The sequence below is a fragment of the Ruminococcus sp. OM04-4AA genome (assembly GCF_003462585.1).
Taxonomy (GTDB): domain Bacteria; phylum Bacillota; class Clostridia; order Lachnospirales; family Lachnospiraceae; genus Mediterraneibacter; species Mediterraneibacter faecis.
Window position 1 is genome coordinate 1 of sequence record NZ_QTZH01000070.1, and the last position, 11,975, is coordinate 11,975.

The following is an 11,975-nucleotide window of genomic DNA, read 5'->3' on the forward strand; positions in this document are numbered from 1 at the left end:
TAAGTCTCCAACAGTGTAAGAGAAGTGTTGATTGTAACCTTGGAAAAGATGCCGAGATACTGTGGAAACGCCATGCGTAATTCACCCTGAAGCTTATTCACATAGGCACCGCGATTATCCATTAAATCGTAGTATTCACGGCATAGGTTACGGCAGTTTAGAGCAAGGTCTGAAGGCATAAGTGAAACCTTTAAATCAGGTTTCAAACCAACCAAAGCAGCTTTTTTAGAATCAAAACGATCATTATGTACTTTTCGTATGTTGATGTTTGTGCTATTCTTAGTGATGATAGGATTAATAACAGAGCAGTTAAAACCCTTATCACGAAGATAGCAGAAGAGTGGGTAATGATAAATTCCCGTGGATTCGAGGAAAATGCGACTTTCCAAAGAATACAACTCTTCTGCTTCTTTTATTTTAGAAACAGCGGTTGTAAGGGAATCAATACTGCTATGTAGGATTTTGTAAGGTTTTCCTACGAATTGTTGGTTTGGAAGTGCTATAGACATCCAGGAGAAGTCAGCACCGACATCAATACCAACAGAGATGAATAAATCATCGAGATTAAAGATAACTTTGTTTGACATGAGCAATAGCTCCTTTCTGATAGGAATCCATTTCCAATCTGGCAGGTACACAACCTAGCGCGTTATTCGGGTATGGCCTTCCGGCTCCCAACCAGCTAAAACATAAAACCCTGTCGAATGGACTAATTGACTTCATTGTAGGTATCAGTCACAAGAGTGACTTCCCAAGGAGGTGAACATTCTTTGTCCTATCCTAAGAGATAATACCTTATGTTTTATCTGGTGTCTATCAGGAACCGTCAGACATGATCATTATTACGGATAACATCTGATGAAGGAAGAACCCCTTCTTCTGTTATCTGATTTATAGAAACTTATTAACCAAGTAGTCTTGATTGACTACATCATTATTATACTAGGAGGTGATGTTTTGACAGTAATCAAAAACCAAAAGTCAAATACTTACGAGGTAAGAACCTATTATAAGGACTGGACCGGCGTAAGAAAGCAGAAGACGAAAAGGGGATTTAAACGCAAATGTGATGCCCAGGAATGGGAAAGAGCGTTTAAATTAAAGGAGAATTTGAGTCTGGATATGTATTTTGAAGATTTTGTAAATCTTTATCTGAATGATATCAAATCCAGAATCAAATATAATACCTGGCTGACGAAAAAGCATATCGTAGAAAAAAAGATTCTCCCATATTTTTCGAAAAAGAAGTTGCAGGAGATAAAACCTTCCGATATTCGACAATGGCAGAATACCATGATGAACTATCGGAATAAACAAGGAGAAGGCTATTCACAGGTCTATCTAAAGACCATCCATAATCAGCTGAGTGCAATTTTGAATCATGCAGTTAATTTCTATGATTTGAAAAGCAATGCTGCACGCAAGGCAGGATCTATGGGAAAAGAAAGAACAAAAGAGATGCTTTTCTGGACAAAAGAAGAGTATATGAAGTTCATTGAAGCGGTGGCGGATAAGCCAATCTCCTTTTATGCATTTGAAATTCTATATTGGTGTGGAGTGCGTATGGGAGAGTTGTTAGCACTGACACCGGCAGATTTCGATTTTCAGGCGTGTACTATCCGGATTAATAAATCTTATCAAAGATTAGAGGGGAAGGATATTGTTACGGATCCTAAGACAGCGAAGAGTAATCGTATGATCACCATGCCGGAATTTTTAAGCGAGGAATTAGAATCGTATATAGGAATGCTGTATGGTTTAAATGAAAATGACAGGATATTCCAAATTTCAAAAAGCTATCTTCATCATGAAATGGATCGTGGTGTGAAGTTGTCAGGAGTGAAGAGAATACGAATCCATGATTTAAGACATTCTCACGTGTCATTGTTGATCAATATGGGATATTCTGCGGTGGCAATTGGAGAAAGGGTAGGGCATGAAAGTGTGGAAATTACATATCGATATGCGCATTTGTTCCCGACAATCCAAACAGAGATGGCGGAAAATTTAAATCAGGAAAGAGAGGAATATCTGGATGAGTGAAAAAAATAGGGATAATAAGAATCGGTGGCGTAATGTAACCATAGCATTTCGAATGTCTCCGGAAGAAAATGCAGAGTTAGATTTAAGAGTAAAGCTTTGTGGATATCAGACGAGACAAGAATATATCATTGAAAGCGTTTTACATCAAAAAGTCACAGCGGTAGGAAATCCGTTGATGTTAGTACAGTTTAGAAAACAGCTTCGAGGGATTGAAGAGGAACTGAAAAGGTTGACTACATTAGAGGATGCCGATGAAGAGTTGTTTACACCTATTCGAACAATGTTGGAGATATTAAATGCATTTGCAGAAGAAAGAAACTATGAAAGAAGGAAAAAAGAAAAAGCCCAGAAATAATCTGAGCAAGTTTCCTGATCATCAGAATAACTGATATACCATCCTAACAACTTGAGTATATCACAAAATTGTTGTTGCAACAATTGTTAAATTCTGTTTGCCAGGGACTTGCCCGGTTGGGCAGGAGGTGGAAATGGAAGATAATTATAGAGAAGTAAAAAAGGCAGAACCATGCCTGAAATTGATCCACATGGATCAGGTTGAAGTGGAAGAAATCGAATGGCTCTTTTATCCGTTCATACCATATGGGAAGGTCACCATTATTCAGGGAGATCCTGGAGAGGGGAAGACTACTGTGGTGTTGCAGATCATTGCAAAATTAACAAAGGGTGAACCAATACTAAATGAGATAACCGAAGAAGAAACAGGTGTAGAGCCAATCAATGTGATTTATCAAACAGCTGAAGATGGATTGGGCGATACGATCAAACCAAGATTGTTAGCGGCAGGGGCAGATTGTTCCAGAGTCTTGGTGATTGATGACCAGGATCAGCCATTAACAATGGTAGATGCAAGGCTGGAAGAAGCGATTATACAGACGAAAGCAAGACTTGTAGTATTAGATCCAATTCAAGGCTTTCTAGGGGCTGGTGTTGATATGCATAGGGCAAATGAGATTCGTCCATTGATGAAAAGAATTTCTGTATTAGCAGAGAAATATCAATGTGCCATTATTCTGATCGGTCATATGAATAAGAATAGTAATGGAAAATCATCCTATCGTGGATTGGGTTCTATTGACTTTCAAGCGGCAGCAAGAAGCGTGTTGATTGTTGGAAGAGTGAAAGATGAACCGGAAATGCGAGTGATCTGTCATGTAAAGAGTTCGCTTGCTCCGGAAGGAGATGCTATTGCTTTTCGATTAGACAAAGAAAAAGGATTCCATTGGATTGGGAAATATGACATTAGTGCAGAGGACTTATTATCTGGTGATGGACGAGGACAAAAGATCCGAAGTGCGAAAGAATTTTTAAAAGAGATCTTAGAGAATGGCTCAATGGAACAGGCAAAAATAGCGGAAGAAGCAGAAGAACGAGGAATTAAAAAGAAAACACTTTGGAATGCGAAGAAGGAATTACAGATTGATTCTGTGAAGATAGGAAATAAATGGTTCTGGATGTTGCAAGAAGAGTAAAGGAAGATGGCAAGATTACCATATCTTAAAGAATAGGGAATCTTGCCACCTTGAATAAAAAGGAGTGAAGCGATGAAAAAAGTACAGATTGATTATGGACTGTTTCGAAAATTGATCTTTTATCATCTGGGTTCAGATGATCAGTATGAAGAAGATATTCGAAATGGTTTGGAAGAAAAATTGGATGCATTAGTCAGACATGAACTCTATACGAAGTATAAGACTGCTCCTTCTGAGGAAGAGCAGGAGAAAGCACGACAGGAATATTTAGATAAGCGTGGAGTGACAGCCAGTTATCGATGGTGATGTTTGTTTTGGGAATATAGAACAGGAGCGTGGCACGCACCTGTATCATACCAAACAAGGAGAATTGCTGTAGGGTGTAGCCGATACAGCACTGGCTGATTTGAAAGCTCCCGGCAGGGCGCAATGGTACTTTTGATGGACGTTAGGCTGTCGAAAGTGCTTTTGCGTTACTTTTGACAAAAGTAACAAAACATAATCGCCATATCTGGCGTTTTAAAATGAATGAAAGGAGATTTATTGAAGAGGACAATTAGTTTTATGACAGGGAAAGGCTCCTTAAACCATAATAGTAGAAAATTTCATGCAAAGAATACGGATCCGAAAAGAACTCATTGGAATGTTGAATATTGTAATGAAGATATCAAAGACGTATATCATGAATTGTTTGATGAAGCCTTGAAGCGCTACAACGATAAACAGACTCGAAAAGATCGTAAGATAGATGATTATTATGAAAAGATACGTTCCGGGAAACAAGAAAAATTATTCCATGAGGTTATCATTCAGATTGGTGATAAAGATAATATGGGATCAGAAACAGTGGAAGGACAACTTGCTGCAAAGGTACTGGATGAGTATATGAAAGGATTTCAAGAACGGAATCCTACGTTACGAGTATTTGCTGCTCATCTGCATTTGGACGAAGCAACACCACATCTACATATTGATTTTATCCCTTATGTTACAGGAAGTAAACGTGGACTTGATACACGGGTATCATTGAAACAGGCATTGTCAGTCCTTGGTTTCAAAGGCGGTACGAGAATGGAGACAGAATTAAATCAGTGGGTGGCGGCTGAAAAGGAGCAGCTTGCCTCAATTATGTTGGAGCATGGTATTGAATGGGAGCAGAAAGGCACACATGAAAAGCATCTGTCTCTGTTGGATTTTGAAAAGCAGGAACGTGCAAAGGAAGTGGCGGCACTTGAAGAGCAGAAAGCGGACTTAGAAGAGCATAATGCTACTATGCAAGAAGTCAATGAAAAATGGCTAGATCATTTGAAAAATATTGAGCAGGATATATCTTCGGCTCAGGAAAGCTTGAAAGAAGCCGATAAGAAGGCAGAACGGGCAAAGAAGAATAAGGCACAATATGAGAAAAAGCTAATGGAGATTGCGCCTATGGTAAAAGAGATGGAACGATTTGCAGAGAAATATTCTGCCGATCCAGAGGAGGTGCTGCCGGAGGCTGGAACGTTGGAAACGGGGAAAACCTATCGGGAAAAGAAAGCAAAGCCGCTGATTAAGAAGATTGTGGTGGTGTTGAGGTCGGTTTATCGGGCATACCTTGATCTTTCTAGAAAGTTTAGTGATATGCAAAAATCTTATGATAGGGCGTGGAGCAAGGTGAATTTGCTTACTGCCCGTGTAGAAGAACTTTGGAATGAAAACAAAGTCCTAAGGGAAAAACTGGGGGATTTTAATCGAGTAGAACGGGCTTTGGGAAGAGATACGGTTGAAATGATTGTTCAGAGGGAGAAAAGTCTGGAAGAAGCACAGAGAATACAAAATCGAGAGAGGAAAAGGAAGATAGACAGAGAGGGTAGATGAAGAAACATTTAGAGTGCTTTCGTGGTTTGGTTCTTGTGGATAATAAGTCGATTATGTGGTAAAATCAAAGAGCAAAGATAAAAACGCAACGTAAGAGGTAATCTCTTGCAGAGCCGGTAGGTAGCCCGGCCGCACCGTCTGGTGTAAGTAACCCTCCCTCCTTAGGGTCGTCCGTTCTTTGTTCATTACAATCATTTTTAAGGAGGAATTGTCATGGACAAAGTAGTAGGCAGATTAACAGTATTTTTTGAGCAACCATTCTGGGTAGGCGTTTTTGAATGTATATCGGAGGGAAAGCTCTCTGTATGCAAGGTTACGTTTGGTGCGGAACCGAAAGACTATGAGGTATATGATTTTGTCTTGAAAAATTACTATGAACTAAGATTTAGTCCGGCTGTGGCAACCGATGTAAAGGAGACTGGGCGTAATCCGAAACGGATACGGCGAGAAGTGCGAAAACAAGTACAGAATACTGGAATAGGTACAAAATCGCAGCAGGCTTTGAAATTACAGCAGGAGCAGTCGAAAACTGAGCATAAGACTATGAGTCGGGAGCAACGGGAGGCGGAGAAGCAGCGGCAGTTTGAATTGAAACAGCAGAAAAGGAAAAAGAAGCATAGGGGCAGGTGATACTGATTATGCTTCAGTAAAAAGAAGGATATTGTTTAAATGTTAGGAAGGAAAGTACTTTCAGATAAATATGTAACAAAGCTATATACAATTTTCAAACAGAAAAAGTGGAAGATACAGGAAGATGGAGATTATTCAGTCTTTGATCGATTTTGTAGTAGGTTAGCAGAGTTAGAAAATGATGAAGAAAGAGATTTAATAATTGAACTTACAAACGAATTTCTGTGGATTCAGTCTAGCATGTATGAAGAGTATTTATTGAAAGCATTAAAAAAGTTATTTAAAAGTAAAGAGTGGGAACCAGAGAAAGGGAAAAATATTTATATATGCCCGTTATTAGCAGCAAGGGACTTTGGAAAATTAAAAAGTAGTACGTATATGTTGTACTTGTGTCAAAGTATTTTAATGCGTACATATTCTGAATTTCAAGAAGAACAGATACGTATTTGTGAGACACCAGAAGTATTAAAGGCACATGAGGATAGGATAGGATCATTAATTTTGATAGATGATTTTATTGGGAGTGGGGAACTGCTCTAGAATGTTTAGAATATTTGAATTTTTTAAATAAGAAAATACATATTGTCTCTTTGGTAGCACAAGAAGAGGGAATAAATAATATAAGTAAAGAAAACGTTTCGGTATTTACTGCGGTGTCAAGAAAAAAAGCTATAACTGATGCATATCCTGAATCAGAAGCAAAAGAGAAGATGGAAGAAATGATAAAGATTAGTACACGATTACATGCGCCTAAGGGGATGCATTTGGGCTATGCGAATACAGAAAGTTTAGTGGCAATGATAAAAACACCTAATAATACATTTCCTGTGTATTGGTACGAGCATAAAAAAAATTCTTATGCACCATTTGTAAGAAAAGAAAATGTAAAAGTAATAAGGAGTTAGGTGAAATGAGAGAATCGATAGAGTTTTTAATATTAGATACAATAAAAAAGCATTCTTCTATTATGCCTTTATTTACTGCGGGATATTCCTATTCAAAGGTCATTGAGTGGGTTCGCCAGTTAGAAAAAGATGGAAAAATATGTTATGATGAAATGGAACAAAGAACACTAAGTGAATCAGGTTTGGCTAGATGGGGAATTATAAAAAAGAAAAAAAATCACTTTACAATTTTGCCATTAAATAGTTACAAAGTGAAGAAGTTAGACATAGACGAAATATATTTACCGTGATATAATATTAAGCAACCTTTGGAATCTTTAGACTTAGCACTTATGTGCGGGATTAGCGAGTCGTTAATCTTTGAGGAACTTACTTTTCGAGCCGGAGTAATACTTGTCCATGATTTTACAGGAGTAAAATCCTGAACAAGTATTACGGGTCGTGATTTTGTTCCAAAATCACTCTTATATTTCTTTTCTATCGAAAAGAAATATACGATATTTTTGGTAAAGATTTCAAAGGTTTTTTAAATGGTGAGAAAAATGAAATGGATAGAGTATAAATCAAAATTTATTGAGGTTGCGCAAAAAAATAATAAAAATAAAAAATATTGTGATCGATGGCTAAAATATGCAAGAAATTTGTGGGAACGTGATGTGCCTATTATCTATACGCAGGATCATTTATGTGCATTGTTGGGGTATGAACCAACATATGTATATGCGGTTTCTAATTCGCCTCACAATTTTTATCATTGTTATCAAATATCAAAAAAAAATGGTGGAAAAAGGAGTATATCTGAACCGCTTCCGAATTTGAAAGAAATACAGCGGTGGATTCTAGAAAATATTTTGTATAGATTTGAAGTAAGCCCATATGCAAAAGCTTATATAAAAGATAAATCTATTAAAGATAATGTTCGCTTTCATAGAAGACAGCGGAAAGTGTTGTCTCTAGATGTCAAAAATTTTTATGATCATTTGACAGATTGGATGGTTTATCAATTATTTATCGAGGTTGGGTATAGTGAATCTGTGGCAATGATGCTGACAAATTTATGTTGTTTAGAAGGAAGTTTACCACAAGGGGCACCTACTAGTGCAGCTTTATCAAATATATTGATGAAAGACTTTGATTATAAAATAGGTGCTTTTTGTAAAATGTATAAAATTCGTTTTACTCGATATGCAGATGATATGACATTTTCAGGAGATTTTGATGAAGTAAAAGTGATTTCTTTTGTTAGGAAAAGTTTAAAAGACTTGCAATTGACTATAAATGATGCAAAAACACGGGTACGAAAGCAAGGGCAACAACAGGAAGTGACAGGCATAGTAGTAAATTATAAGCCTCAACTTGCAAAAAGTGTTAGAAAAGGTATCCGTAAAGATGTATATTATATAAATAAATACGGATTACAATCACATTTAAAATATGTGCAGGAGGAACGGAGTAATTATCTTGAACATTTATTTGGATTAATAAATTATGCATTATTTATTAATCCGAATGATGAAGAGATGAAGAGGTATAAAATTGATATAAAATATCTTATGAAGAAAGAAAATGATGAGTTCAAATAACTGACAAATCCCGAGAGCACTTGGAAATAGAGAACTCTCGGGATTTTCTATCTTCGTGATGTGGATATAATGTTGCAATTTAAGTATAGTAATTATTTTTAGAGGAGCACTTGTTTTTTAATTAATGTAAAATTGTATGATGAAAGAAACACTTAAGGTATTATCATTTCAAACTGCAATGGTTATGCAGAATGAAAGAGAAAATACGATCAGACAAAATGGATCTATGTTCCGGATTTTTATACGGACTATAGATATATTCTGGGAACGGTGGGGAATAATCCACTTATTACTATTGGAATCAATCCATCGACTGCAGAACCGGAAAAGATGGATAACACAATGAAATCCGTCGAAAGGATAGCAATGGGGAATGGATTTGACTCATTTATTATGTTTAATGTCTATGCACAGCGAGCGACAGATCCAAATCAAATGAATAAAGAAATAAATCCGATGCTTCACATAGAGAACATGCGGGCCTTTCAATGGATATTGGAAAACAGTGGTAAAAAGCCGATAATCTGGGCAGCCTGGGGAACAAATATAGAAAGAAGAAAATATTTAAAGGAATGTCTTGGAGAGATGCTTAATATTTCTAATCGGTATAATGCTGTTTGGTGTAAGGTTGGAAAGTGTTCTGTAAAGGGACATCCTCATTATCCGTTATATGTGAAAAAAGATTCCAGAATAGAAGCGTTTGGTGTCAAAACATATTTGACTTCGTTATGGGGGAAAGAGCTATGAAATCCTTAAATGAAAGAGTGTGTTCCAAAAGGGGATAATGATGGCAGGAGTGGTCCATTTTGTAGGTGTTCCACTCATATTCTACCAATAAGGGATTCGTTTTATTCTGAAAAAAAGTATCATTATATCATCAAATGAATGGAGGAATAGAAATGAATCAATTAGTTATAGGAAAATACATTTCCTTAAAGAGAAAACAGAAAAACATGACTCAGGAACAGTTGGCAGAAAAGCTAGGCGTTTCAAACAAAACTATTTCAAAATGGGAAACTGGAAAATGTATGCCTGATTATTCTATTGTTAAGAATCTATGTGATGAGTTGGAAATTACAGTTGCAGAATTGTTTGATGGTGAATCTTCAGGAGAAAAAAGTGTTCGCATCTATGATGAAGAGCAGTTTTTAGACTTACTGAGAAGAACACAGGAATTAGAAAAACAAAAGAATACTTTGTACGGAGTTGTGTTAATTGTTATGGGCATAGCTATGCAAGCTCTTTCTTATGCAGTTGGCGGTTCTGATATGAAAGACTTTATTTCAGGGGTACTCTTAGGGATGTCAATTGCGGTGATGTTGATAGGTGTTTATGTGGTTGGAAAGTCTTTATCGGGAAAGTAATTCATAGCTTTTAAGAAGGAAATAATGTAAGAATTCAAGTAATATTAAAGAGAACCAATCCATTACTATTAGTGACAATAAAATGACAATAAGATTATATAGAATCAGAGATAATACATAAATAACAGTTCAATAACGAACTGTTTTGAGACTGAAGTATGGGATAAGTACTATGAATCAAATAGAACTTTGCGAGTTTGAATAATATCAATATCCTCAGAAAACCTTGAATTACAAGGCTTTCTGGGGATTTTTTCTTTTCAGTGGCTACAAATTGGCTACACTTGCCATTTGGCTACTATTCGGGACAGTAGTTCCATTGATAATACTTTCGAGTTGGGCAGCTACTTTGCTTTGTACAGCAACAGCAATGACGTGTATGTCATCCGGGATCAATCCGGCAAAAGAATTGCAGGGAGCACTATGGGTGCAGGAATCTCTTCAGGAATCACTTGGTTCTTTCGGGCCGATCTTTATTGCAGTTGCAATGGTATTTTTTGCATTTACAACTCTGCTCGGAAACTGTTTTTATTGTGACAATCTTTTAATCTACATTCACAAAAAACAGCCGGAAAAAGCTTTTATGAAAGGCTTCAGACTGGTATCGGCACTTGCAATCTTTCTGGGAGCAGGAATGGAGATGTCTCTTTTGTGGAATCTTTCCGATGTACTGATGGGGTTATGGCGCTCATTAACATCCGGTTATCCTGATTTTATCAGAGATTGCATTTAAAGCGGTCCAAGATTATGAAGCACAGTTAAAGAAAGGAATTAACCCTGTTTTTAAAAGCGCAGACATCGGGCTTAGTCAAAAAACAGATTTCTAGAGATAGGTTTAACAAAAGCTAAAAGAATAATAAGATAATTACAATTAATACCGCCGATGTAGGATATAATAAATCCTTCAAGCGAGTTCTCTTTTACCTGGATACATAAGTGATTTCTGAATCTTCTTAAGCAAAGAAATGTGATGGAAAGGACCTGCGGGACACATTGCAGGCAAACCGGGAAAGGTGCGTTGGTATGGCGGCAGAAAGAAAGACCAAGAGTTCCACATTATGAACTCTTGGTCTTTCTTTTTTCGGGACTTATTCTTTTTTCACAGCCCCTTTTGCTTATATTTAAATTAAGTAAATATTTATTTAAATATATTTTTCTTTAGATAATCAACAGATCTTTCTACTGAGCTATGAGGATCATCCCAATATATTGAATCGTTTATTTCTAAATCGATAATACCTGTATAGTTATGCTTTTCAAGAATTTCGATGTATTCTTTTAGTGGATAATTACCATCCCCCAGAATATAATGTCCGGAAGGATCGCCATCTGCAAAATGGATAAACTGTATAGTATCTTCACCAAGAACCTTGTAATAATCTTCAAGATTCTCATGCGCTACTTCCATAGCGACCAAATCAACACAAGTCTTTAATGCTGGACTATTGACTTCTTCCAACATAGCTTTCATTTGTGGCAAGTTGACCAACAAATTACTCTCATATGGTTGAAGTTGTTCAAGTAAGATTGTAACTCCACGTTTATGCGCCATTTCACATATTTTACTAATTGTTTCAACTGCACGCTTCCAACTATCTTCTCGAGGAATATCGAGAGGACCACAACCAGAATTCATAAATAACCTAGTTGTTCCTAAAGTAAGTGCATCATCAATAGCCATATCAAAGTAATCAATTGTTCGATCGCGAATAGGTTGTTCAGGAGCACTCAAGCTGTAGGGATATGCTAAAGTTTCTGGCGTATACATTACAAATTTAAGTCCTAAATCTTCAGCTTTTTTTCTGATCTCACGAAGTTTTCGTTCGGCGGCAGATGAAGTGAGATAATCTAATCTGCAATAATGTGGCGATGCTCCCCATAAGTCGAGATTTTTAACTCCACAACGATGCATGGAATTAAGATAATAATCGAGTGTATAATGAAAATATTGTACACCCATAACAGCTACTTGATCCATTGTGATATTTGACATAATAACACCTCCATAAATTTTTTGATATACAAGTAGTTAAAATAAGATACACTATAATGATAGAATATCACAACTTATATAAATGTCAATGGTCATATTTCATTATTTAG

Annotated in this window: 15 protein-coding genes; 13 read left to right on the top strand and 2 right to left on the bottom strand. The window is 36.6% G+C overall.

The annotated features are described in order from the left end of the window. On the bottom strand, positions 1–587 hold a 587-nt coding region (locus DXB52_RS13820; protein WP_147343378.1), incomplete at its 3' end, for an IS110 family transposase. 370 nt (positions 588–957) lie between these two features. Here DXB52_RS13820 and DXB52_RS13825 point away from each other — a divergent pair. The 13 genes from DXB52_RS13825 to DXB52_RS13885 all read left to right on the top strand — a co-directional run bounded on the left by DXB52_RS13825 (position 958) and on the right by DXB52_RS13885 (position 10,605). After that, a complete protein-coding gene (locus tag DXB52_RS13825) occupies positions 958–2,043 on the top strand; it encodes a site-specific integrase (RefSeq protein WP_118107790.1) in 1,086 nt (361 codons plus the stop codon). Further along, positions 2,036–2,398, top strand: coding sequence for a plasmid mobilization protein (locus DXB52_RS13830; protein WP_118107792.1), 363 nt, complete (start codon positions 2,036–2,038; stop codon positions 2,396–2,398). The genes DXB52_RS13825 and DXB52_RS13830 overlap by 8 nt, the downstream gene beginning before the upstream one ends. A gap of 133 nt (positions 2,399–2,531) precedes the next feature. After that, positions 2,532–3,533, top strand: coding sequence for an AAA family ATPase (locus tag DXB52_RS13835; RefSeq protein ID WP_118107794.1), 1,002 nt, complete (start codon positions 2,532–2,534; stop codon positions 3,531–3,533). Positions 3,534–3,605: 72 nt separating this feature from the next. Then, positions 3,606–3,839, top strand: a complete 234-nt coding sequence (locus tag DXB52_RS13840) for a complexin-2 (RefSeq protein WP_118107796.1) — start codon at positions 3,606–3,608, stop codon at positions 3,837–3,839. A 258-nt stretch (positions 3,840–4,097) separates the two neighbouring features. Next, positions 4,098–5,390: a plasmid recombination protein gene (locus tag DXB52_RS13845; protein ID WP_118107798.1), complete on the top strand. Its 1,293-nt coding sequence runs from the start codon at positions 4,098–4,100 to the stop codon at positions 5,388–5,390. A gap of 213 nt (positions 5,391–5,603) precedes the next feature. After that, positions 5,604–6,020 carry a YjdF family protein gene (locus DXB52_RS13850; RefSeq protein WP_118107799.1) on the top strand — a complete coding sequence of 139 codons (417 nt, stop codon included), beginning with the start codon at positions 5,604–5,606 and terminating at the stop codon, positions 6,018–6,020. Between the two features lie 39 nt (positions 6,021–6,059). Further along, positions 6,060–6,560, top strand: coding sequence for a phosphoribosyltransferase-like protein (locus DXB52_RS13855; RefSeq protein ID WP_118107801.1), 501 nt, complete (start codon positions 6,060–6,062; stop codon positions 6,558–6,560). 14 nt (positions 6,561–6,574) lie between these two features. Beyond that, a complete protein-coding gene (locus DXB52_RS13860; RefSeq protein WP_118107804.1) occupies positions 6,575–6,925 on the top strand; it encodes a phosphoribosyltransferase-like protein in 351 nt (116 codons plus the stop codon). A 5-nt stretch (positions 6,926–6,930) separates the two neighbouring features. Continuing rightward, positions 6,931–7,215: a hypothetical protein gene (locus DXB52_RS13865; protein WP_118107806.1), complete on the top strand. Its 285-nt coding sequence runs from the start codon at positions 6,931–6,933 to the stop codon at positions 7,213–7,215. 252 nt (positions 7,216–7,467) lie between these two features. Next, a complete protein-coding gene (locus DXB52_RS13870) occupies positions 7,468–8,508 on the top strand; it encodes a reverse transcriptase family protein (protein WP_118107812.1) in 1,041 nt (346 codons plus the stop codon). Between the two features lie 261 nt (positions 8,509–8,769). Further along, positions 8,770–9,255 (top strand): DUF1643 domain-containing protein, encoded by a 486-nt coding sequence (locus DXB52_RS13875; protein WP_270371180.1) that lies wholly within the window; start codon positions 8,770–8,772, stop codon positions 9,253–9,255. Positions 9,256–9,407: 152 nt separating this feature from the next. Further along, positions 9,408–9,872 carry a helix-turn-helix domain-containing protein gene (locus DXB52_RS13880; RefSeq protein WP_118107810.1) on the top strand — a complete coding sequence of 155 codons (465 nt, stop codon included), beginning with the start codon at positions 9,408–9,410 and terminating at the stop codon, positions 9,870–9,872. Positions 9,873–10,242: 370 nt separating this feature from the next. Continuing rightward, entirely contained in the window at positions 10,243–10,605 is a 363-nt protein-coding gene (locus DXB52_RS13885; protein WP_472520289.1) for an alanine:cation symporter family protein, read from the top strand. Positions 10,606–11,010: 405 nt separating this feature from the next. Here the strand turns inward: DXB52_RS13885 and DXB52_RS13890 are convergent, their stop codons facing one another. Continuing rightward, positions 11,011–11,865 carry a sugar phosphate isomerase/epimerase family protein gene (locus DXB52_RS13890; RefSeq protein WP_181966480.1) on the bottom strand — a complete coding sequence of 285 codons (855 nt, stop codon included), beginning with the start codon at positions 11,863–11,865 and terminating at the stop codon, positions 11,011–11,013. Positions 11,866–11,975: the final 110 nt, after the last annotated feature.